General features: G+C 71.7%; 22 protein-coding genes. 11 read left to right on the top strand and 11 right to left on the bottom strand.

The features are described 5' to 3' along the window. The first annotated feature begins 214 nt into the window (after positions 1–214). The gene (locus ACULK2_RS16535; protein WP_445968044.1) at positions 215–1,606 is read left to right on the top strand and encodes a DUF1254 domain-containing protein; all 1,392 of its coding nucleotides are present in this window, start codon (positions 215–217) and stop codon (positions 1,604–1,606) included. A gap of 63 nt (positions 1,607–1,669) precedes the next feature. Here the strand turns inward: ACULK2_RS16535 and arfB are convergent, their stop codons facing one another. Both arfB and ACULK2_RS16525 read right to left on the bottom strand, forming a co-directional pair. After that, entirely contained in the window at positions 1,670–2,107 is a 438-nt protein-coding gene (arfB, locus tag ACULK2_RS16530; RefSeq protein WP_445968045.1) for an alternative ribosome rescue aminoacyl-tRNA hydrolase ArfB, read from the bottom strand. A gap of 116 nt (positions 2,108–2,223) precedes the next feature. Then, the gene (locus tag ACULK2_RS16525; RefSeq protein WP_445968046.1) at positions 2,224–3,312 is read right to left on the bottom strand and encodes an ABC transporter substrate-binding protein; all 1,089 of its coding nucleotides are present in this window, start codon (positions 3,310–3,312) and stop codon (positions 2,224–2,226) included. 231 nt (positions 3,313–3,543) lie between these two features. On the opposite strand from ACULK2_RS16525, the gene ACULK2_RS16520 reads away from it, so the two are divergent. From ACULK2_RS16520 to ACULK2_RS16495, 6 genes are read left to right on the top strand one after another with little or no spacing between them, the layout of a single operon-like run. Beyond that, entirely contained in the window at positions 3,544–4,575 is a 1,032-nt protein-coding gene (locus ACULK2_RS16520; protein ID WP_445968047.1) for an alcohol dehydrogenase catalytic domain-containing protein, read from the top strand. Beyond that, positions 4,565–5,161, top strand: a complete 597-nt coding sequence (locus tag ACULK2_RS16515; protein ID WP_445968048.1) for an OsmC family protein — start codon at positions 4,565–4,567, stop codon at positions 5,159–5,161. Before ACULK2_RS16520 ends, ACULK2_RS16515 begins: the two co-directional genes overlap by 11 nt. After that, positions 5,158–6,420, top strand: coding sequence for a CaiB/BaiF CoA transferase family protein (locus ACULK2_RS16510; RefSeq protein ID WP_445968049.1), 1,263 nt, complete (start codon positions 5,158–5,160; stop codon positions 6,418–6,420). Before ACULK2_RS16515 ends, ACULK2_RS16510 begins: the two co-directional genes overlap by 4 nt. Beyond that, on the top strand, positions 6,417–7,280 hold the full coding sequence (locus tag ACULK2_RS16505; protein ID WP_445968050.1) for an amidohydrolase family protein: 864 nt from the start codon (positions 6,417–6,419) through the stop codon (positions 7,278–7,280). The genes ACULK2_RS16510 and ACULK2_RS16505 overlap by 4 nt, the downstream gene beginning before the upstream one ends. Positions 7,281–7,287: 7 nt before the next feature. Next, positions 7,288–8,130 (top strand): DODA-type extradiol aromatic ring-opening family dioxygenase, encoded by an 843-nt coding sequence (locus ACULK2_RS16500; RefSeq protein ID WP_445968051.1) that lies wholly within the window; start codon positions 7,288–7,290, stop codon positions 8,128–8,130. Further along, positions 8,127–8,474, top strand: a complete 348-nt coding sequence (locus ACULK2_RS16495) for a hypothetical protein (RefSeq protein ID WP_445968052.1) — start codon at positions 8,127–8,129, stop codon at positions 8,472–8,474. Before ACULK2_RS16500 ends, ACULK2_RS16495 begins: the two co-directional genes overlap by 4 nt. A gap of 87 nt (positions 8,475–8,561) precedes the next feature. On the opposite strand, the gene kynU is transcribed toward ACULK2_RS16495, so the two are convergent. The 9 genes from kynU to ACULK2_RS16450 are packed head-to-tail and all read right to left on the bottom strand — an operon-like array spanning position 8,562 to position 17,000. After that, the gene (gene kynU, locus ACULK2_RS16490; protein ID WP_445968053.1) at positions 8,562–9,836 is read right to left on the bottom strand and encodes a kynureninase; all 1,275 of its coding nucleotides are present in this window, start codon (positions 9,834–9,836) and stop codon (positions 8,562–8,564) included. 37 nt (positions 9,837–9,873) lie between these two features. Further along, positions 9,874–10,866 (bottom strand): amidohydrolase family protein, encoded by a 993-nt coding sequence (locus ACULK2_RS16485; RefSeq protein ID WP_445968054.1) that lies wholly within the window; start codon positions 10,864–10,866, stop codon positions 9,874–9,876. A gap of 5 nt (positions 10,867–10,871) precedes the next feature. Then, positions 10,872–11,396, bottom strand: coding sequence for a 3-hydroxyanthranilate 3,4-dioxygenase (locus ACULK2_RS16480; RefSeq protein WP_445968055.1), 525 nt, complete (start codon positions 11,394–11,396; stop codon positions 10,872–10,874). Continuing rightward, positions 11,393–11,842 (bottom strand): RidA family protein, encoded by a 450-nt coding sequence (locus ACULK2_RS16475; protein WP_445968056.1) that lies wholly within the window; start codon positions 11,840–11,842, stop codon positions 11,393–11,395. The genes ACULK2_RS16480 and ACULK2_RS16475 overlap by 4 nt, the downstream gene beginning before the upstream one ends. After that, complete coding sequence (locus ACULK2_RS16470; protein WP_445968057.1) at positions 11,839–12,666, bottom strand: 2-keto-4-pentenoate hydratase; 828 nt, start codon at positions 12,664–12,666, stop codon at positions 11,839–11,841. Before ACULK2_RS16470 ends, ACULK2_RS16475 begins: the two co-directional genes overlap by 4 nt. Then, positions 12,663–13,721: a 4-hydroxy-2-oxovalerate aldolase gene (gene dmpG / locus ACULK2_RS16465; protein ID WP_445968058.1), complete on the bottom strand. Its 1,059-nt coding sequence runs from the start codon at positions 13,719–13,721 to the stop codon at positions 12,663–12,665. Before dmpG ends, ACULK2_RS16470 begins: the two co-directional genes overlap by 4 nt. Continuing rightward, entirely contained in the window at positions 13,718–14,659 is a 942-nt protein-coding gene (locus ACULK2_RS16460) for an acetaldehyde dehydrogenase (acetylating) (RefSeq protein WP_445968059.1), read from the bottom strand. The genes dmpG and ACULK2_RS16460 overlap by 4 nt, the downstream gene beginning before the upstream one ends. Beyond that, on the bottom strand, positions 14,656–15,474 hold the full coding sequence (locus tag ACULK2_RS16455; protein WP_445968060.1) for a 2-keto-4-pentenoate hydratase: 819 nt from the start codon (positions 15,472–15,474) through the stop codon (positions 14,656–14,658). Before ACULK2_RS16455 ends, ACULK2_RS16460 begins: the two co-directional genes overlap by 4 nt. Positions 15,475–15,485: 11 nt before the next feature. Beyond that, on the bottom strand, positions 15,486–17,000 hold the full coding sequence (locus ACULK2_RS16450) for a 2-hydroxymuconic semialdehyde dehydrogenase (RefSeq protein ID WP_445968061.1): 1,515 nt from the start codon (positions 16,998–17,000) through the stop codon (positions 15,486–15,488). 82 nt (positions 17,001–17,082) lie between these two features. On the opposite strand from ACULK2_RS16450, the gene ACULK2_RS16445 reads away from it, so the two are divergent. The 4 genes from ACULK2_RS16445 (at position 17,083) to ACULK2_RS16430 (ending at position 22,639) form a co-directional block, all read left to right on the top strand. Beyond that, positions 17,083–18,051: a LysR substrate-binding domain-containing protein gene (locus ACULK2_RS16445; RefSeq protein WP_445968062.1), complete on the top strand. Its 969-nt coding sequence runs from the start codon at positions 17,083–17,085 to the stop codon at positions 18,049–18,051. A 135-nt stretch (positions 18,052–18,186) separates the two neighbouring features. After that, a complete protein-coding gene (locus tag ACULK2_RS16440; RefSeq protein ID WP_445968063.1) occupies positions 18,187–19,791 on the top strand; it encodes an LVIVD repeat-containing protein in 1,605 nt (534 codons plus the stop codon). 27 nt (positions 19,792–19,818) lie between these two features. Further along, positions 19,819–21,345, top strand: coding sequence for a DHA2 family efflux MFS transporter permease subunit (locus tag ACULK2_RS16435; protein ID WP_445968064.1), 1,527 nt, complete (start codon positions 19,819–19,821; stop codon positions 21,343–21,345). 82 nt (positions 21,346–21,427) lie between these two features. Then, on the top strand, positions 21,428–22,639 hold the full coding sequence (locus ACULK2_RS16430) for an ABC transporter ATP-binding protein (RefSeq protein WP_445968065.1): 1,212 nt from the start codon (positions 21,428–21,430) through the stop codon (positions 22,637–22,639). The last annotated feature ends 32 nt before the right edge of the window (positions 22,640–22,671 follow it).

Raw genomic sequence — 22,671 nt, 5'->3', positions numbered from 1 at the left:
ACCGCGCCCCCGACCTACCATGCCGGAACGAGCGTGACGGAGCCGAGGCCTCGGTGACTTCCTCGACCTCTGACGGCCACCGGGACCTCGGCCGACCGCGATCCGTGCGTTGCGCGCGAGCCACGTGCGCGTCGTTCTGAAGCGAGACGCTGGGGCTGGGTAGCGTAGCGGTAGTGCCTCGCTCGCCGGGTGAAGCCTGATCGGAAGGTCGATGATGAGCGAGAGACTTCCCGGGCGGTTGGCCGCCGTCGAGATCGAGAACGACATCCCGAGCCGCAGCTCGCTACCGACGATCTTCGACGAACTCGACTTCCAGCTGGCGTGCCAGGCCTACCTGTGGGCGTTGCCGCTCGTGTCGTACGCGCAGTGGAAGACGCAGCACTACGGGGTGTTCGGCGCCACCGGCAGCGACCTGGTCCGCTACCTGAGCTATCGCGACCGTCTCGGCCTGATCACGGCCAACGCCACGACGCCGTACATCCTGAACTTCTTCGACCTCTCCGAGAGCGGCCCGCTCGTGATCGAGATGCCCGCCGGCCCGACGGCGGGCGGCGTGTCGGACTTCTGGCAGCGCGAGGTCGGGGCGATGGGCGAGATGGGTCCCGATCGCGGCGAGGGCGGCAAGTACCTCATCCTCGCGCCCGGCGTCGACGAGCCGGCGGAGCTGGCGGCGGACTACCGGGTCCTGCGGTCGTCCGGGGTCAACATCATGTTCGGCTTCCGCACCCTCGACCCTGATCCGGCGCGCGCCGACGCGCTGGTGCGGAGCGTGCGGATCTACCCGTACGCCGCACGGGAGAACCCGGCTCCGACGCGCATCATCTCGCCCGACGGGCGCCCGTGGACCGGAGACCAGCCGCGGGGCCTCGAGTACTGGAGGGTGCTGCACGGCATCTACCAGGCCGAGGTCATCGAGGAGCGAGACCGCTTCTACCTGGCCATGCTCAGGCAGCTCGGCATACGGAAGGGCACGCCGTTCGCCCCGGATGCGCGACTCGCCCGCATCCTGGAGCAGGGCGCCGCGGCGGGCGAGCTGATGGCTCAGGCCAACACCTTCGCGAAGCGGTTCGAGCAGGGCCCGTATTGGCCCGATCGCGTGTGGGAACAGGCCATCGTGCTCGACGATTCCGCCCAGCGCGGCGACGGCTACGACGAGTTGTTCGAACGCGCGTCCTGGTTCTACGAGGCGGTCAGCTTCTCCGAGGCGATGAAGAGCCGGACCCCCGGGGTCGGCCAGGCGTATCTCGGCTCCTACACGGACGGGGCAGGAGAGTGGCTCGACGGAGGCCGGGACTACACCCTGCACGTGCCCGCGGACGTGCCGGCGAAACTGTTCTGGTCGGCCACCGTCTACGACGTCGCGACCCGATGCCTGATCGACAACGAACAGCAACGCGGCGATCGCGGCTCACGCGACCCCGAGCTGGTCGCCAACGGCGATGGCTCGGTGGACCTCCGCTTCGGCCCGTCCGCGCCCCCGGACGGCGAGTCGAACTGGGTGCAGACCATCCCCGGCACGCACTGGTTCTCCTACTTCCGCCTCTACGGCCCGCTCGAGCCGTACTTCGACCGCAGCTGGAAGCTCGGCGACATCACTCCCGTATGAGCAGCTCCCGTCGAGGGGGTCGGGAGCGTGACCGGCGGATGACGCCCTCCAGCGGTCGGGGCTTCAATCGCCCGGTGGGCGACGCAGTCTCTTGACGTCGGTCCGCCGCCGCTTCGCCGCCAAGCGACGTTCCTTCGCACCGCGACTCGGACGGGTCGGTCGTCGCGACGGTGGCGGCGGCCGCAGGGCGTCGGCCACGACGGCGGCGAGCCGAGCCCGCGCAGCATCCCTGTTGCGGAGTTGCGAGCGGTGCTCGGATGCGGTGATCGCGAGCGCTCCGTCGACGAGGCGACCGCTCAGGCGCTCGAGGAGCCGTTCCCGCTGGAGCGGGGTGATGGCGGCCGAGCCTGCCACGTCCCACACGAGTTCCGCCCGGGAGTCGGCGGTGTTCACGCCTTGCCCGCCGGGACCGGATGACCGCGAGAACCGCCAGGACAGCTCGGACTCGGGGATGGTGAGTCCGGGGTCGATCCGAAGGCCGGGGCGGTGGGCAGCGGGCATGGAACCATCATGCTCGTAGGTGCGGCACGCGGCGGGCCCCCACCGTCATGCGCTGCGGCGAGGGCCCGTCGCGGTGCCGGCCCGGGGCACCGCAGGTTCAGGGGATCAGGGGTGGATCAGGGGTAGGGGAGCGTCTCCGGACCCGAGTTGTCGAGGCCGAGCAGCTCCTGCGCCTTCTCGAGGTAGACGAGCTGCGACTCGTCGAACTCGATCGGCTCGAGCGACTGCGTCTCGACGGTGGTGTCCCAGGCCTCGGTGTCGAAGTAGAGGTTCTGGCACGCGAGGTGCCCGTCGAGCACCCAGGGGCTGTCGGATCCGCGCAGGGCCTCGACGTCGAAGTCGTTGGCCTCGTAGATGTCGAGCACCTCGTCGGCGTTCGCGGGGAACTCGCCCGGGGCTGGCGCGGTCACGAATTCGACCGCCTTCAACGTCGCCCGCAGGAAGCGCACGAGCGTGTTCGGGTTCTCCTCGACGTACCCGGAGCCGGCCACCATGACGTCGTTCGCCCAGTTCCGGAGCGCTTCGACCGGGAAGTCCGCCCCGTGCTCCTCGAGCGCGGGCCGGTCGTCGCCGTAGAACGGCTGCAGGGTGATGCGGTCGTTCACGAAGAACTCGGTCCACGACTCCGAGCCGGGGCCGGGGTAGACGATCTCGACGTTCACGCCCTCGAGGTCCCAGCCCTCCTCGGCAAGCACGCGGGCCCGCTGGAACTCGGCCGGGTCGCCGGGGGTGCCCGCGAGCACGATCGACGTGCCCTCCAGGTCCTCGACCGACTCGATGTCGGGCTGCACGGCGAAGTCGAAGTTCTGCCGGCAGTAGTGACCGGACAGCAGGTCGACGTCGACGCCGCCTCGGATCGCCTCGATCACCGTGCCGGTCGACTCCACACCGACATCCGCACTGCCGGATGCCACGGCCGCCGTCACGTTGTCGGCGGTGATGACCTCGACGCTGAGGCCCTCCTCCTCGTAGTAGCCGAGGTCGGTGGCCAGCACGTACATCGAGTACATGGTGATGTCGGGGAAGGGGATGGCCACTGTGATCTCGGTGTCCTCGGGCTCGCCGGGCTCGCCATCGGCGATCTCGACGGGCTCGCTGTCGCTGCCTCCGGCTGCGTCGCCGGCGGTGGCGCAGCCGGTCAGCAGTGCGAACACTGCCAGCCCGGCGGCCGCGGCGAGGCCGGAGCGGGGGATGGATCTGCGCATGACTCTCCATTCTTGGCGGGTTGACTCGCGGTCGGCGTCCCGCGGAGAGCGGAGCCTCTCGCGAATTGGTGGATACGGTATCCAATTTGTGCGCACCTGTCCATGCTTTTCTGCGCTTCGAGTTCGGGAGACGATGATCTCGAACCGGGGTCTGGACGAAGCACTGGATTTTTGGATACGGTATCCAAAGCAGCGGCCCGGATGCCGCGACGAACGGGAAACGAGGCGAACGTGCGTGCAGCCCTCCTCCAGGCCCACGGCCTCGACGGATTGGACGTCGCACGCATCGCCGCGCCCGCGCCGGGTCCCGGCGAGGTCCTCATCCGCGTCGAGACGGTCGGGGTGAACCAGCTCGACCTCAACGTGATCGCCGGCCGGGGTCCCGGCGCCGCGGCGAAACTCCCTCGCGTCCTCGGCATCGACCCGGCCGGCGAGATCGTCGAGCTCGGCCCGGGCGTCGACCCCGCACGTCTGGGCGAACCGGTCGTCGTGAAGCCCAACATCCCGTGCGGCGGATGCGCCGCGTGTCGAGCCGGCCGCGAGTCGCAGTGCCCCGCGCAGTCGGTCGTCGGCGTGCACCGCGACGGCGGCGCGGCCGAGTACGCGGTCGTGCCCGCCCGGGTCGCCTTCGATCGCACCGGACTGGATGCCGCCACGGCGACCGCCGCGGTCCACAGCCTGCCGATCGTGCTGAACGCGTTCGATGCCGCGGGCGTCCGCGCCGGCGACCGCCTGCTGGTGACGGGTGCGGGCGGCACCCTGGGTCGCGCCGCCGTCGAGTACGGCGTGCACCTCGGTGCCGACGTGACCGCTGCGTCGAGGCATCCGCTCGACGACGTTCCCGCAGGGGTGCACGCCGTGGCCACCGGCCCGGATGCCGATCTCGCCCGCGCCCTCGAACGCGCGGCGGCGGGTCGCGGTTCCGGCGGCGAGCGGTTCGACGCGGTCGTCGACGTGAGCGGCAGCGCCGCGCTGCTCGGCCGGGCGGTCGACGCACTGGGCTGGGGCGGGCGCGCGGCGTTCTGCGCGGCATCCGTCGACACGCGGCTCGTGATCGACGCCCGCGACTTCTACCTCTCGCGCAAGCGCCTGGTCGGCGTCGCGAGCGCCGACCTCGACCACGTGCGGCGCGCGCTCGACCTCGTGCGCGGCGGCGCCGTGCGGCCCCGCATCGGCGCGCGATACCCGCTCGACGACGTGCGCCGCGCCTACCGCGAGTTCCCCACCACGACCCCCGGCAAGGTGATCATCGATGTCCGCTGAACTGATCGACCGACCCCGCCTGCGCGCCTCGCTGCAGCGCATCGCCGACCGCACCCGGGCCGACGCGGCATCCGCTCGCATGCGCCCCTGGGTCGCCGCCCGGCTCGAGGGCGACGTCGCCTCGATCTCGGAGTTCGAGCAGTACGGCACGCGCTACGCGTTCCGGTCCGACGAGTCCGCCGAACGCGGCGGCCACGATTCCGCCCCGAGCCCCATGCGGTACCTGCTGAGCTCGATCGCGTTCTGCATGCTCGGCTGGTGCGCCAAGACGTGGGCGGCGGAGGATGTCGCGGTGCGCTCGCTCGAGACCGAGGTCCGCACGTGCCTCGACCTGCGCGGCGAGCACCTCGTCGACGGCGCGCCCGCCCACCCGCTGTGGTTCGTGGTCGAGGTGCGGATCGACGACGACGCCTCGCCCGAGCAGGCCGTCGCGCTCGCCCGCGAGGCCGCGCGGCGCTGCCCGACCACCTCCCTCGTGTCGAAGGCCGTGCCGCTGCACCTCGTGCTGGTGCAGCGGGGCTGGACCGTCCTCGACACCCGCCCCGACGACCTCAGGAACGAGCACCGAGAGGAGCAGACCCGATGAGTCCCCACCCCGCGCCGTCCGGATCCACGCCCGAGGCCGGCGCCGGCGGCCCGCTGGCCGGCATCCGCGTCGTCGAGCTCGGCCAGTACATCTCCGGGCCGTACGCGGCGAAGCTGCTCGCCGACCTCGGGGCCGAGGTCGTCAAGGTCGAGGCGCCCGACGGAGACCCGATGCGGCGCTGGGAGGGCAGCGGCGCGATGAGCCCTCAGTTCGCGGCCTACAACCGGGGCAAGCGAGCGATCCGGCTCGACCTCAAGACGCCGGACGGCCTTGCGGCGCTCCTCGCCCTCGCCCGCGACGCCGACGTGCTCATCGAGAACTTCCGGCCCGGCGTCGCGGCCCGGCTCGGCTTCGGCCCCGATGTGCTGCGCGAGGTCAACCCGGGGCTCATCACGTGCTCGATCACCGGCTTCGGGCCGGCCGGGCCGTATGCCGCGCGGCCCGCCTACGACACCGTCATCTCGGCGGTGGGCGCCATGTACAGCCAGGTCGTGCCCGCCGACACGCTGCGCCCGCTCGGGCCGGCGTTCTCCGACCTGCTCTCCGGCATGTCGGCGACGCAGGCCGTGCTCGCGGCGCTCCATGCCCGCGAGGCCCGCGGCGAGGGCGAGCACATCGACGTGTCCATGGTCGGCTCGCTCATCGACTTCCTCATCGAGGCCGCGTCGACCTACCTCGAGACCGGCCAGGTCGCCGGACCCGACTCGCGGCCGCGGCGCGCGCAGGCGTACGCCTGCGTCGGTTCCGACGGGAAGGCGTTCGTCATCCACATGTCGGTGCCCGAGAAGTTCTGGACCGGCCTGCTCGAGGTGCTCGAACGCCCCGACCTCGCCGACGACCCCCGCTTCGCCACTCGCGAGGGGCGCGTGCGGAACTACGACGCCCTCGACGCCGAGCTCAAGGCGATCACCGAGCGGATGCCGCGGCAGCACTGGCTCGACCGGCTCGCCGCCCACGACATCCCGCACGGTCCGCTGAACACCGTGGCCGACCTGTTCGACGACCCGCAGGTCGCCTCGATGGGCCTCGTGGAGGAGATCGTCGGTCACGACGGCACGCCGCTCCGCGTCCCGGCCCCGAGCACCCGGTTCCACGGGAGCGGGCGACCCGCGCTGCGGGCCGCGCCTCGGCTCGGGGAGGGCGACGCCGACGTGCTCGCCCGCGCCGCGGCATCCGTCACCGCACCCGAAGCGGCGCTCGCACCCGAACCGACCACCGGACCCGAACCGACCACCGCACCCGAAGGGAACCGCGCATGAACCGGATGGACGACCTCGTCGCCATCGACGTGCACACGCACCCGCAGACCGAGGAGTTCCTCGCCGCGATGGGCAGGCGTCACCAGCAGATGGCGAAGCACTTCGGGCGCGAGCGCCCCGTCGTGTCCTTCGCCGAGCAGGCCGACCAGTACCGCGACCGGAGGATGATGGCCGTCATCGTGAACTCCGACTCCGAGACGACGTCGGGCATCCCAGGAGCGCCGAACGACCTGCTCGGGAAGGCGCAGGCCGACCACCCCGACGTGTTCCTCGCGTTCGCGGGCATCGACCCGTGGAAGGGCGAGGCGGCGATCGCGGAGATCCGTCGCATGCACGCGGAGTACGGCATCAGGGGCGTCGGCGAGCTCAACCCGTCGCGGCAGAAGTTCCTCGCGAACGACCGCCGCTTCTTCCCGATCTGGGAGACCTGCGCCGAGCTCGGGCTCGTCGTGATGTTCCACTCGGGCTTCCCCGGTGCCGGTGCCGGCACCCCGGGGGGCGGCGGCTACCGCCTCGAGAACGCCCGGCCCGTGCCGTACATCGACGACGTCGCCGCCGAGTTCCCCGAGCTGAGGATCATCAGTGCGCACCCCGCCTGGCCCTGGCATCTCGAGAACCTCGCGATGGTCTGGCACAAGTCGAACGTGTACCTCGACCTGTCGGGCTGGGCGCCGAAGTACCTGCCGCCCGAGGTCGTACGGTACGCCGACTCGCTCATCACCGACCGCGTCCTGTTCGGTTCCGACTGGCCCGTGATGACCGCCGACCGCTGGATGGACGAGTTCGCCGAGCTGCCGTTCAAGGACGAGTCCAGGCGGAAGATCCTGCTCGACAACGCTCGCGTGCTCTTCGGGATCTGAGGCGACGATGGCGAAGCTCGTGCTCGCGGCCGCGACGCCGCACAACCCGCTCCTCTGGCGCGCCATGCGCGACCCGATGCCCGACGACCTCGTCGGCGTCGCCGGCAACTTCGCCCGCATCCGCGACGAGATCCGCGACCTCGGCGTCGACGTGCTCGTGGTCGTCGGCACCGACCACATCCGCCAGTTCTTCTTCGACCACGCGCCCGCGTTCGTGGTCGGCAAGGCCGCGCAGTACCACGGCACCTACGAGAACGAGGTCCGCACGTTCGGCATGGAGTACGTCGAGCTCACCGGCCACCCCGAGCTCGCGGAGCGGATCGCCGGCCGCGAGCTGCTGCCCGAGGCGATCGACTTCGCGGTGAGCCACGAGTGGCGCCTCGACCACGGGTTCGTGATCCCGCTGCAGTACCTGCGGCCCGATCTCGACCTGCCCATCGTGCCCATCCACACCAACGCGACCCTGCCCCCGCTGCCCTCGCCCCGCCGCTTCGCCGTGCTCGGCGAGCACCTGCGCGAGACGATCGACGCCTGGGAGTCCGACGCGCGCGTCGCGCTCGTCACCTCGGGGCACATGGCGACGGACGTCGGCGGGCCGAGGCAGTTCGCCGGGTCGCCCGACCCCGGGTTCGACGCCGAGGCCGTCGCCTGGATGCGCGATGGCGACCTCGAGGGCGCCATCCGCGGATGCCGCTTCGACCGCGTCATGGCCGCGGGGAACGTCACCTACCAGTACGTGAACGTGATCACCGCGCTCGCCGCGATGGGCGGGCGGCCCGCCGACCTCGCCGAGGCGACCGAGTCGCGGTTCGCATCGAGCCCGTTCTTCATGTGGAGGGACCCGTCATGACGAAGTACATGCTCGACAAGTTCATGCGCGCCGTCGAGATGAGCGACGATGCGGTCGCCCGCTACGTCGCCGACCCGGCCGGGTTCGTCGACTCGTGGCTCGCCGGCGGGGCGACGCCCGACCGGCCGACGGACGACCGGGCGCTCACCGCGGAGGAGCGCGATGCGTTCGCGACGGTGGACCACGAGGCGCTCTACGCGCTCGGCGCGCACCCGTACCTGCTCTGGCACTTCATCGAGGCCGCGCACACCCACGAGTTCGGCGACGGCTTCGGCTGGCGCGACCTCGTCGAGAGGTACCGGGCGGATGTCGCGCCCCACGGCCACGTGGACTACATCCCCTGACCGCACGGCGAGGAGGCTGACCGCACGGCGAGGAGGGGGCCGCGTGCGATGCACGCGGCCCCCTCCCCATCAGGCGATGGCGGCGCCTCAGGTGACCGCGCCGCGACGCGCGAACCGCGCCTCCCGCCAGACCTCGGTCGAGAGGATGTCCTCGAGCGCGTCGACCGCGTCCCACACGTCGGCGTGCGAGACGTAGAGCGGGGCGAAGCCGAAGCGCATGAGGTCGGGTGCGCGGAAGTCGCCGATGACGCCGCGCTCGATGAGCGCCTGCATCACCGCGAAGCCGTCCTCGACCCGCAGCGCGACCTGGCTGCCGCGCCGCGCCGACTGCCGCGGGGTGACGACCTCCACCCCCCACGGCGCCAGCCTGGCGTCGACGAGCGCGATGAACAGCTCCGTCAGCCGCAGGCTCTTCTCGCGGATCGCGTCGAGGTCGACCTCGCCCCAGATGTCGAGGCTCGCCTCGAGCGCCGCCGTCGACAGCAGTTGCGGGGTGCCCACGCGGAAGCGGGTGATCCCCTCGGCCGGGGCGTACCCGAGCTCGAAGTCGAACGGGCGCGCGTGGCCGTGCCATCCGGTGAGTGCCGGCCGCGCGGCGGCCTGGTGCCGCTCGGCGACCCAGATGAACGACGGCGCGCCGGGCCCGCCGTTGAGGTACTTGTAGGTGCAGCCGATCGCGAAGTCGGCGCCGGCCCCGTTCAGGTCGACCGGTACCGCGCCGGCACTGTGGCAGAGGTCCCAGAGCATGAGGGCGCCTGCGGCCTGCACCTGGCGGGTGACCTCGGCGAGGTCGCGCATCCGTCCGGTGCGGTAGTCGACGTGCGTGAGCACGACCACGGCCACGTCGTCGTCGAGCACGTCGTCGAGGCTCGGGCCGTCGTCGTGGATCAGGCGGCGCTCGAGCGGCTCGCTGCCGCCCAGCAGCTCCTGCACGGCCTCGAGCATGTACAGGTCGGTCGGGAAGTTGCCCCGCTCGGAGACCACGACCCGGCGGTCCTGGCGCATCCGCACGGCCGCCACCGCGGTCTGGAACAGGCTCGCCGACGTCGAGTCGCCCAGCACCACCTCGCCGGGTGCGGCTCCGATGAGGGGGGCGATCCGGTCGCCGAGCGCGACGGGCTTCGCGAACCAGCCGGCGTCGTTCCAGCTGCGGATGAGGCCGGCGCCCCATTCCTCGGTGATCACCCGATCGACGTGGGCGGCCGTGTGCCTCGGCAGGGCGCCGAGCGAGTTGCCGTCGAGGTAGATCACGCCGTCCGGCAGCGCGAATCGGTCGCGGAAGGGGGCGAGCGGGTCGGTGGCGTCGAGCGCCGCGCACACCGCCCGGTCGATCGAGTGGCTGACGGGGGTTCCGGTGCTCATGCGGGTGCTGCCTTCGGGTGCGGTGGGGGTACGGATGTCAGAGTGCCAGGAAGCGGCGGGCGTTGCCGTGTCGGATCAGGTCCTTCTCGGCGTCGTCGAGGAAGTCGGCCCGGTGCACGACCGCGCCCACCGGGCGCTCGCCGAGCGGATACGGGTAGTCGCTGCCGACCATGACCCGACGGGCGCCGAGGGTGTCGACGAGGACGCGGAGGGCCGCCGGTTCGAAGACGACCGAGTCGACGCTGAACCGGTCGAGGTATCCGGAGGGCGGCAGCTCGCTCACGCCGATCAGGTCGGGTCGTCGATGCCACGCGTTCTCGAACCGCCCCAGCCAGAACGCGAACGACCCGCCGCCGTGGGCGAAGGCGAGCCGGAGCGTCGGGGGCACCCGGTCGAAGACGCCCCCGAGCATCATCGCGATGATCGACAGGTGCGTCTCGGCGGGCATGCCGGTCAGCCAGCGGGCCATCCAGCGGTCCAGTCGCGGCGAGCCCGCCATGTCCCACGGGTGCACGAACACGGGCACGCCGCGATCCGCGCAGTGCTGCAGGAACATGACGATGCCCTCGTGGTCGAGGTCGAGGTCGCCGACGTGGTTGCCGATCTCGACGCCCACGTGCCCGGATGCCACGGCGCGGTCCACCTCGGCGCAGGCGGCGTCCGGATCCTGCAGGGGCACCTGGGCGAACGGCAGCAGCCGATCGCGTGCCGGCTCGCAGATCTCCAGGGCGAGGTCGTTGAAGATGCGCGCGACCTTCACCGCCTCGTCGCCCGGCCTGTCGTAGCAGAAGAACACCGGGGTGGGGGAGACGACCTGGATGTCGACGCCGTCGGCGTCCATGTCGGAGAGGCGGGCCTCGGCATCCCAGCAGTCGGCGCCGATGCGGCGGAACTCGGCCGTGCCGAGCATGATCATCGCGTGGCGTTCGGAGTCGACCCGCAACGACGGCCAGATGCCCGGCCCGACCCGCGTGGACAGGTCGGGCCAGGCACTCGGCACGTAGTGCGTGTGGACGTCGATCGTGCCCACCCGGGTCAGCCCTTGCCGGGGTGGACCGCGCCGCAGTTCGGGCAGGTGCGGCCGTCCTCGCTCTCGTAGAACTCGCGGAAGACGGGCGGGAGGTCCTCCACGATGTCGCGGACCTGGAGCTCGACCTCGTGCACCTTCGTGTCGCAGTTCGGGCAGAACCACGCGAACCTCTCGAGGGTGCCCTCCTCGCGGATGCGCTCGATGACGATGCCGATCGAGCCGGCCTCGGGGCGCTGGGGCGAGTGGTAGACGTTGCCGGGAAGCAGCCACATCTCGCCCTCGCGGATGTCGATGCGCTGCGGGCCGTCCTCGGTCATGACGTTGACGTGCATGTCACCGCGGTACTGGTAGAACCACTCCTCGTACGGGTCGAAGTGGTAGTCGGTGCGCTGGTTCGGCCCGCCGACGACCTGCACGATGAAGTCGCCGATCGGCTCCCAGGCCTGCTTGTTGTTCACCGGCGGCTTCAGCAGGTGCTCGTGCTCCTCGATCCACGCGGCGAAGTCGATGACGGGTGGCATGGTGCTCATTTCTCCTCCTGGAGTTCGGCGGGTGCCGGGTCGGGGCGCCTCGCGATCGCCTGGATCTCGATGCGCAGGTGCGGGTGCGGCAGGGCGTGCACGGCGACGGTGGTGCGTGCCGGGCCCGACTCGTCGAAGTACTCCGCCCAGACGGCGTTGTACCCGGCGAAGTCGTTCATGTCGACGAGGTAGCTCGTGGCCTGGACGAGGTCGTCGAGGCGGCATCCGGCCTCCGCGAGGATGTCGCGCAGGTTCTCGATGACCGCGCGGGTCTGCACGGCGATGTCGAGCCGGGTCGTGCCCAGCTCGTCGACCTCGGCGCCGGCGATCGTGTCGTCGGGCCGACGGCTCGAGGTGCCCGACACGAAGACGAGGTCGCCGGACACCCTCGCGTGGGGGAAGCGTCCGCGGGGCGTCGCCTTCCCTTCCACGAGGACGGATCGCATGCCGGTCATCGTGCCGCCTCCTCGGCGTGGACGTGCAGCGAGACCCTGCCGAGCCCGGCGACCTCGGCCTCGACCAGCCCGTGCCGGGGAAGGGGAACCGCGACCGTCGCCGCTCCGGCCAGCAGCACCATGCCCGGCTCGAGCGCGAAGCCGTGCCGGCGGGCGAGCCGCCGAGCGGCCGCGATCGCCCGCGCGGGATCGCCGAGGATCGCCGCGGTCGAGCCGGTCTCGGCGAGGCGGCCGTCGAGTTCGAGCGACACCGCGCGGTTCTCGAGCGCGCCGGCCTCCGCGGGGCGGCGCCATGGCCCGATGGCGAAGGCGGCGGCCGAGGCGTTGTCGGCGACGACGTCGTCGAGGCTGAACCGGAAGTCGCGGTAGCGGGAGTCGATCACCTCGAGTGCGGGCGCCACGGCCGTGATCCCGACGGCGAGGTCGCGCTCATCCTCGCCATCCGGCCCGAGGAGGTACGCGATCTCGGGCTCGACGCGCGGGTGGATGGCCGTGCCCGGGTCGTAGCGGCCCCCGTCGTCGATGCGCATCGCGTCGGTGAGCGAGCCGAGGATGACGTCGTCGACGCCCATCTGCCGCGCCTTCGCCCGGCTCGTGAATCCGAGCTTCACTCCGACGATGCGCTCCCCTCGTGCGGTGCGGCGAGCGACGAGCGCATGCTGGGTCGCGTACGCGGAGTCGAGTCCCGTCGATGCGGTCGGCGAGCGCCGGGCGATGGGGGATGCGGTGCGCTGCGCCTGGTCGAGCGCGGCGGCACCGGCCTCGACGGCGAACCGGTCGACGTCGACGGCGTGCGCCGCCGCGGCCTGCTGCTTCGCGGTCATGCGTCCTCCTCCGGTCCGTCCGTCGCGCGGCCGGCCGCGCGGACGGCGGCGAGGTCGAGGGCGACGTCGACGATCATGTCCTCCTGGCCGCCGACCATCCGCCGGCGGCCCAGTTCGACCAGGATGTCGCGGGCATCGAGCCCGTGGCGGTCGGCGGCCCGCTCGGCATGGAGCAGGAAGCTCGAGTAGACCCCGGCGTACCCGAGGGTCAACGTCTCACGATCGACGCGCACGGGCCGCCGCTGCAGGGGGCGGACGAGCTCCTCGGCTGCATCCTGGAGCGCGAAGAGATCGCACCCGTGCTGCCAGCCGAGCAGGTCGGCGACGGCGACGAACGGCTCGATCGGGCAGTTGCCGGCACCGGCGCCCTGGCCCGCGAGCGACGCGTCCACGCGATCCGCGCCGTGCTCGACCGCGGTGACGCTGTTCGCGACGCTCAGCGAGAGGTTCTCGTGCGCGTGGATGCCGATCTCGGTGGCCGGACCGAGCACCTCGCGATACGCGTCGACCCGTTCGGCGACGTCGCGCATCGTGAGCCGTCCGCCCGAGTCGGTGACGTACACGCAGTGCGCTCCGTACGACTCCATGAGCCTCGCCTGCTCGGCGAGTCCTCGGGGGTCGTTCATGTGGCTCATCATCAGGAACCCGGAGACGTCCATGCCGTGCTCGCGGGCCCAGCCGATGTGCTGGGCGGCCACGTCGGCCTCGGTGCAGTGGGTGGCGACCCGCACGCTCCGGACGCCGAGGTCGCGGGCCCGGGCGAGGTCGTCGATCGTCCCGATGCCCGGCAGGATCAGCGTGGTCAGCCGCGCACGCTCGACCACCGAGGCGGCCGCCTCGATCCAGCGGTCGTCCGTGTTCGCGCCGTGGCCGTACGCCACGCTGGAGCCGCCGAGGCCGTCGCCGTGCGCGACCTCGATGGCGTCCACGCCGGCGGCGTCGAGGGCGGCTGCGATCGTGCGGACCTCGTCGAGCGTGTAGCGGTGCCCGATGGCGTGCATGCCGTCGCGCAGGGTGACGTCCTGCACGTAGACGCGTGGCGGCGTGGCGGTCATGCGACCACCTCCGCTCGCGCGGCGACGAGGCGTTCGGCGGTGCGCAGCGCCGCCGACGTCATGATGTCGAGGTTCCCCGCGTACTCCGGGAGGTAGTGGCCGGCTCCCGCGACCTCGAGGAGGATGGTGATCCGCGTGCCGCGGAAGGGGCGGCCGAGCGCCGGGACGAACGCCTCGTCCACGGCCTCGAACTGCACCTCCTGCTTGAGGCGGTATCCGCCCACGTAGTCCTGCACCTCGGCGACCGTCGCCGCGACGGAATGCCGCACCCCCGCTTCGTCGAGGGGGTGGCCGGCTGCGTCCTCGACCAGGCAGAAGACCGTGTCCCGCATGATGAGCGGCGGGTCGGCGGGGTTGAGGACGATGATCGCCTTGCCCCGCTCGGCGCCGCCGATCACCTCGATCGCCCGCGCGGTGGTCTGCGTGAACTCGTCGATGTTCGCACGGGTGCCGGGCCCCGCCGACCTGGACGCGATCGAGGCGACGATCTCGGCGTACGCGACGGGCGCCACGCGGGAGACGGCCGCGACCATCGGCACGGTGGCCTGGCCGCCGCACGTGACCAGGTTGACGTTGGTCGCACCGAGGTGCTCGTCGAGGTTGACGACCGGGATCACGTACGGGCCGATCGCGGCGGGCGTCAGGTCCACCATGATGCGGCCGTGCGCCCGGATCACCCGGTCGTTGCGGAGGTGGGCGCTCGCCGAGGTCGCGTCGAACACGAGATCGACGCCCGCGAACTCCGGCATCCGCACGAGCCCGTCGACACCCTCGTGCGTCGTGGCCACGCCGAGCCGTCGAGCCCTCGCCAGGCCGTCCGAGTCGGGATCGATGCCCGCCATCCCGCGGACGTGAAGGGTCTCCGAGAGCCGCGCGACCTTGATCAGGAGATCGGTGCCGATGTTGCCCGAGCCGATGACGGCGACGCCGGTGCTCATGCCGCACCGCCCATCGCGAGGGTCGGTTCGTCCGCCCGCACCAGGTCGGCGCGCACCTCGCCGAGGCCCTCGAGCCTCGCGCGGTGGACGCCGGACTCCGCCGCGACCATCGGCCCCAGGGCGCCCGAGAGCACGACCTCGCCCGCGCGGAGCGGCCTCCCGTGCCGGGCGACCGCCCTGGCGAGCCACGCGACCGCCGTGACCGGGCTGCCGAGGCACGCGGCGCCGGAGCCCGTCGAGACCGGCTCGCCGTCGCGGTCGAGCCGCATGCCGACGGCGGCGAGGTCGAGTCCGTCCAGTCGGCGAGGGGTCGTGCCGAGGACGACGGCCCCGCTCGAGGCGTTGTCGGCGATCGTGTCGGCGATGCGGATGTCCCATCCGGCGATCCGGGAGTCGACGACCTCGATCGCGGGAAGCACGAATTCCGTGGCACGGAGGACGTCGGCGACGTGCGTCGTGGGGGAGTCGAGGTCGCGCCCGAGCACGAACGCGACCTCGGCCTCCACGCGGGGCTGGAGGAAGCGGGCGAGGTCGAGCGGTTCGCGGTCGGCGACGACCATGTCGTCGAGCAGCACCCCGTAGTCCGGGGTGTGCACGCCGAACTGCGCCTGCACCGCGGGCGAGGTGAGGCCGATCTTCCGGCCGACGATCCGCCGGCCCTCGGTGAGGCGTCGCGCGATGCCGAGCGCCTGCACGGCGTAGGCGGCGTCCTGGTCCGCTCCGATGAGGTCGCGCACCGGCGCGCAGGCGATGCGCGCGCACGCCGCCGCGCGGAGACGCGCCTCGGCCGCGTGCACCGGATCGAGCTGTGCCATCCGCTCGCCGCTCACAGCTGCACGCACACGTTCGTGGGCTCGGTGTAGAACTCGAGCGAGTGGCGCCCGCCCTCCCTGCCGATGCCCGACAGCCCGACGCCGCCGAAGGGGCTGCGCAGGTCGCGGAGGTACCAGGTGTTGACCCAGGACATCCCGACCCGCATCCGCTGCGCGACGCGATGGCCGCGCGTCAGGTCCGTGGTCCACGTGACGGCGGCGAGGCCGTAGTCGGTGTCGTTGGCCAGCGCGACGGCCTCCTCCTCGGTGTCGAACGGGATCAGGGCGGCGACCGGGCCGAAGATCTCCTCTCGCACCGTCCGGTGCGAGTTGTCGAGCCCGGTCCACAGCGTCGGCTCGATCCAGGACCCGCCGTCCAGGTCGCCGCCGAGGCTCGGTACTCCGCCGCCCGCCAGCACCGTCGCGCCCTCCTCGAGGGCGAGGTCGAGGTACGAACGCACCTTCTGGCGATGCGCCTGGGAGATCAGCGGACCGGTGGTGGTCGCGGCATCCTGGGGTCGGCCGAGGCGCAGGCGCCTGGCCTGCTCGGCGAGCGCCGATGCGACGTCGTCGAAGACCGAGCGCTCGACGTAGATGCGTTCGGTGCAGAGGCACACCTGACCGGTGTTGAGGAACGTCGAGCGGGCGAGCCCCGCGGTCGCGAGTTCCAGGTCGGCATCGGCGAAGACCACGGCCGCGTTCTTGCCGCCGAGCTCGAACGAGACCGGGCGCACCCGGGGCGAGACGGCCCGCATGATGGCCGAGCCGGTCGACGTCTCGCCGGTGAACGTCACGCCGTCGATGCCCGGATGCCGCGTGAGCGCCTCGCCGGCGGATCCGGCGCCGAACCCGTGCACGACGTTGACGACGCCCTCGGGCACCCCCGCCTCGGCGAGGATCTCGGCGAGCAGCGCCGCGGACGACGGCGTCTCCTCGGAGGGCTTCACCACCACGGTGTTCCCGGACGCGAGTGCGGGGGCGAGCTTCCAGGTGAGCAGGAGGAGCGGCAGGTTCCAGGGGACGATCACGGCGACGACGCCGAGTGGCTTGCGCACCGCGTAGTTGAGCGCGTTCCTGCCGTCGGGGAGTTCGGTCAGGTAGGAGTCGAGGCCGGCGCCGGCGACGGTGTCGGCGAAGGAGCGGAAGTTCGCGGCGGCCCGCGCGACGTCGAGGTCGCGCGCGAGGGTCTCGGGCTTGCCGGTGTCGCCGACCTCGGCGGCGACGAGGTCCTCGGCGTGTCGCTCGACCGCGTCGGCGATACGGCGCAGCACGCGTGCGCGCTCGGCGATGCTCGTCCGCCCCCATGGCCCCTCGAACGCCGCGCGAGCCGCGGCCACGGCGAGGTCGACCTGTTCCGGGCCCGCCTCGTGCACGCGGGCGACGAGCGAGCCGTCGACCGGGTCGAACTTGTCGAACGTGCGGACGCCGTCGACGGCGACGCCGCCGATGAGGTTCTGGATCGTACGCGTGGTCCGGCCCGGCGCCGGGAACTGGCTCGTCGCCGTCGACGGAGTGGTCTGGGTGGGCATGGCCTCAGGCTAGGAAGGTCGAACGATGCCGACAAATGCCCACTTGATGCGCTGCCATGCCCGCGCGGCTATAGTTCGCCGCATGGCCACCGATCGCCTCCTGGATGGCCGGCTCAAGATCCGGCACCTCGTCCTCGTCACCACCATCGCCGACGAGGGCACCCTCGTCCGAGCCGCCGAGTCGCTCCACATCACCCAGCCGGTGGTGACCCGCGGCCTCCGCGAGGTCGAGGAGGTGCTCGGCGTGCCGCTGTTCGAGCGGATGCCGCGCGGGGTCGCCCCCACGCCCTACGGGAACTCGTTCATCGAGCGCGCCCGATCGGTGCTCGCCGAGCTGCGCGCCGCCGGCGAAGAGGTGCGACTGATGCAGTCGGGGCAGCTCGGCACGGTCACGGTGGGCACGCACCTCGCCGGCTCGAACCTGCTGCTGCCGCGAGCGATCGCCGCACTCAAGGTCGAGCACCCCAAGCTGACGGTGATCGTGCGCGAGGGCACGCCCGACGCACTCCAGCAGTGGCTCCTCGCGGGCGATCTCGACTTCACGGTCGGCAGGCTCTCGCCGACCGTGCCGGCGCGGCTCGAGCAGGAGCGACTGCACCAGGAGCCGATCCGCCTGGTGGCCCGGGCGGGCCACCCGGTGCTCGGCGGCACGCGCGCGACGTCGCTCGCGTCGCTCATCGCCTACCCGTGGATCTTCCCCGTGGCGCAGACGGCGCTGCGAGCGGAGCTCGAGGCGGTGTTCTTCCACGAGGGCCTGCCCCTGCCGGCGGATCGCGTCGAGTGCACCTCGATGCTGACCCTGCGCAACCTCCTCGTCTCGACCGACGTCATCGCCGCCCTGCCGATGTTCATCGCCGTCGACGACCGTGACCTGCGGATCCTCCCCACCCCGCTCAGCTCGATCCGGCGGTCGGTGGGGGTCACCATGCCGAAGGACCGCGCGCCGTCGCCCGCCGCGGCGGAACTGCTTGCGCACCTGCGCGAGCAGGGGGCGCGTCTCGCCGAACTCGAACGCGAGTACGCGCAGGAGGAGCCTCGCCCCCTGGCCTGATATGTCCAAACGGTCATGGCTCCGAGCCGGATAGATATTGGACAGCATCGGTCGGCCTCGTGACGCTGAGAGGGACGACGCCCCAGCTGGGGGTCGCCGAACTCAGCTCACACCCCTGCCGATCCTGGAGGCGAAATGGCCGGCTCTCCGTACGTTCCCGACGCGAAGAAGTACGACCCCGCGGACTTCGAGCGGGTCGCAGGCGAACCGGCCGACCCCGAGCCCGGGAGCTGGGGAATGCAGCCGGACGGATCGTTCCTGCCGCCGGAGTCGACGCCCTCGGTGCCTCGTGACGTGTTCATCGACTGGCCCGGCCAGCTCCCGTACCGCGACCCCGAGACCTACCGCCTGAACACCACCGCGGAGGCGTTCTACCCCATCGTGGTCAACACGAGCCACACCTGGCAGGCGGTCTACGACTGGGACGGCCGGCGCTACATGCTCCACTACGGCGGCGGCAACCGCTGGAACGTGTACGACATCACCGACCCGCGCGCCCTCGTCGTCGTCGACGAGGAGACGCTCCCGTGGAGCGGCCCGAGCTTCGGTGCGGTGACGATCCAGTGGAACGAGAAGCTCGGCACGCACATCGCGATCCAGGCCAACGAGACCCCGCGCTACTTCCTCCAAGGGCGCGTCGCCAACAAGTGGACCGACCCGACCGTGGAGGGTCAGCTCCTCGAGTGGGAGGGCCTCCGCGGATTCCGGGTGTTCGAGGTGAACGGCCCGACCCCCCGTGACTGGACGCTGCTCACCGAGGTCTCGACCGACCCGAACCACGGACCGGACGAGGTCCAGGAGGGCAACGGCGTCCTGGACCTCCCCGTGTACTACGGGGACCGCTACCTGTTCGTCGCGACCGCGCCGGACAACACGTTCACCAACCAGCCGTACCGGACCACGCTCTGGGCCGGCGGACACGCCGCGTACGACGTGTCCGATCCCGCACATCCGGTCCACCTCTCGACGTGGTGGGTGCCCGGCACGCGCGTCGGCGAGGAGGAGGATTCGCCGTACCTCGCCGGCAACCCGCGCTGGAACAACAAGACGTCGTGGTTCGGCTCGCGCATGGGGATCTTCATGCCCCGGTCGGTCGAATCCGGATGGCGCTACGGCTACGCCGCGCAGGGCGGGCAGGGCTTCTTCGTGCTCGACGTGTCCGATCCGGCGAACATCCACCACGTCGGATGGTGCGACCTGCCGGTGAGCGTCGCCGGAACCGAGGGCGACAACGTCGACACCACCCAGGTCGAGGAGACCGGCTACGTCTACGTGTCGGGGTACCCGATGAACACGGACTGCTACGAGCCGGCCAAGGAGGTCTACCAGGTCGACGTCAGCGACCCGACGCAGCCGAGGGCGGTCCGGACGCTGCCTCGCCCGACCCCGCCCGCGGAGGCGCCGTTCACCGACTGGGCGCAGCGGCGCGGTTCCTTCGGGCCGAAGCGCTCGGGCTACTTCATCAACACGGGCACGCCGCACGGCGGGGTCATCCCGTACGCGTTCTACGCCGCCGGTCTCCAGATCTTCGACGTCAGGGACCCGGAGGATCCGAAGGTCGGGGCCTACTTCGTGCCGCCGATGGGGCTCAAGGACGACGACGACCTCGCGGCCCCGGTGCACGGCATCTTCGTGGAGTGGGATCGCAACCTGATCTGGGTGTTCGCCAACCACGGCATCTACGCGGTGTCGACCCCGCTCCTCGGCGAGCCGCTCGTCGGTCTCCCGGCCGCGGACTGACCGGCACGACCAGTGCGGAGCACGAACATGGACCGGACCGTACGACCGTGGCCCGCCCTGTGGGCGCTCGTCATGGGGTTCTTCATGATCCTCGTCGACACGACGATCGTCACCATCGCCAACCCGGCGATCCTGCGGGATCTCGACGCCGACCTCACGGCGGCCGTCTGGGTGACGAGCGCCTACCTGCTCGCGTACGCGGTGCCGCTGCTGATCACCGGCCGCCTCGGCGACCGCTTCGGACCGCGGCGGGTCTACCTGATCGGCCTGGTGGTCTTCACGCTCGCCTCGCTCTGGTGCGGGTTCTCGGGCGACATCGGCATGCTGATCGCAGCTCGCGCGGTGCAGGGGCTCGGTGCGTCGCTCATGACGCCGCAGACGATGGCGGTCATCACGCGCGTCTTCCCGCCGCAGCAGCGCGGTGCGGCGATGGGCCTCTGGGGCGCCGTCGCGGGTGTCGCGATGCTCGTCGGGCCCGTCCTCGGGGGCGTCCTCGTCGACGCCCTCGGATGGGAGTGGGTCTTCCTGGTGAACGTGCCGTTCGGCGTCGTCGCGTTCCTCCTCGCCTGGCGGTTCGTGCCGCGGCTCGAGACGCACGTGCGCCGCTTCGACTGGCTCGGCGTCGTGCTGAGCGCGGTCGGCATGTTCCTCGTGGTCTTCGGCATCCAGGAGGGCGAGACGTTCGACTGGGGCACCGTCGTGGGCCCGATCACGGTGTGGGGGCTGATCATCGCCGGCGTCGTGACGCTCGCGGTGTTCGTCGCCTGGCAGGCGCTCAATCGTGCCGAGCCGCTCCTGCCGCTCGCGCTGTTCCGCGACCGCAACTTCGCACTCTCCAATGTCGCGATCTCGTTCGTCGGCCTCGGGGTCGTGGCGATGCCGTTGCCGCTCGCGTTCTACTTCCAGGTCGCCCGCGGGCTCACCCCGACCGAGGGGGCGCTCATGCTCGTGCCCATGGCCGTGGTGTCGGGCGTCCTGGCCCCCTTCGTCGGGAGGCTCGGAGATCGGGTCGATCCGAAGTGGATCGCGTTCGCCGGACTCTCGACCGTGGCGCTGGCCCTCGGCTGGTACATCGTGCTCATGACCCCGGAGGTCGAGCTCTGGCTGCTGCTGCCGCCGTCGGCGCTCCTCGGGTTCGGCATGTCGGGGGTCTTCGCGCCGCTGGCGTCGACGGCGACGCGGAACCTGTCGCCCGCGCGTGCGGGCGCCGGTGCCGGCGTCTACACGATGACCCGGCAGGTCGGATCCGTCCTCGGTTCGGCGGCGATCGCCGCGCTCATGAACGCGCGTCTCGCGGCCGAGCTGCCGGGATCGGGCGCGGAGGCGGTCCGGCCGGCTGACGGCGGGTCGGCGGCCGGACTCCCTCCGTCACTCGCCGAAGGGTTCACCGCGGCGATGTCGCAGTCCCTGTGGCTCGCGGTCGCAGCGTTCGCGCTCTGCGCGGTCGCCGTGCTGTTCTTCTCCCGGCCGCAGGTCACGGTCGCGTGGAGCGAGGAGAAGGCGGGTCCGCGGGACCGGGAGCGCGCTCCCGAGGAAGCCCTCCGCGCACCCTGAGGCCCGACCGAGTGAGTCCGCCCGTTCACCTGCCGAATTCCAACTGGATCCAGAATACAGATTGCTCCGAGGAGGGCCGTCGATGACGACGTCATACCAACCCAGCCGGCCGGTGGCGCGGCCGAACGATCCCTCCGTTCCGGTCGGGAGCAGCCGAGCCGAGACCGATGCCGGCCTCGTCCTCGGCGGCGGCCGACTGGTCGTGGACGAGCTCGAGAAGCACTACGAGCTCGACGGCGGCGAGGTCCCGGTCGTCAAGGGCGTCACCTTCACGATCGAGCCGGGGATGTTCTACTCGCTGCTCGGGCCGTCAGGCTGCGGGAAGACGACCACCCTTCGGTGCGTGGCCGGGCTGGAGACGAGCAACGGCGGGCGGATCACCCTCAACGGCCGGGTGCTGTCGACCGCGACCCAGCACGTGTCGCCGGACAAGCGCGACGTCGGGATGGTGTTCCAGAACTACGCGATCTGGCCGCACATGTCGGTGTTCGCCAACGCGGTCTTCCCCCTGCAGGTGGCATCCGGACGGCTGCCGAAGAAGGAAGCGCGGAAGCGGGCGATGGAGGCGCTCGAACTCGTCCGGCTCGACGGGTTCGCCGACCGGCCGGCCACGGCGCTGTCGGGCGGGCAGCAGCAGCGACTGGCCCTGGCCCGTGCGCTCGCGCATCGACCCCGCCTGCTCCTGCTCGACGAGCCGCTGAGCAACCTCGACGCGAAGCTGCGCGACACCATGCGCAACGAGCTGCGCAGCCTCCAGCAGCGTCTCGGCATCACGGCGCTCTACGTCACGCACGACCAGTCGGAGGCGCTGTCGATGTCGGATCGCGTCGCGGTGATGAACCAGGGCCGCATCGTGCAGGAGGCGACGCCGCGCGAGCTGTACTTCCAGCCGGCGGACCGCTTCGTGGCCGACTTCGTCGGGCGGGTCAACATGATCCCGGCGGTCGTCCGGGGCCGGGACGCGAACGGCGAGGCCCTGGTCGAGGCGTACGGCGCACGTCTCGTCACGCCATGTCCGACGGACGCGCGGACGGGCGACGACGTCACCGTCACGTTCCGGCCCGAGAGCGTCCGCTGGCACGAGGTCGCACCCGATCGTCCGAACGTGCTGCCCGCCCGGGTGGTTCGGGTCGAGTTCCTCGGCGAGATCGTCGAGTACGAGGCCGAGATCTCGAGCGCCGGATCGGCCGTCGGGCGGATCGTCGCTCGAGGCGCCCCCATGAACGCGCCGGCGACGGGCAGCGCCATCCACATCGAGCTCGCGCCGAGCGCCTGCCGCGTCCTGACGGCATAGCGACACCCATCCCCCAGAAGAGACAGATCCAC

It is taken from the genome of Agromyces molybdatiresistens, from assembly GCF_052748445.2.
The sequence above is the reverse complement of the archived record's forward strand: the minus strand, read 5'-3'. Positions and strand labels throughout refer to the sequence as shown.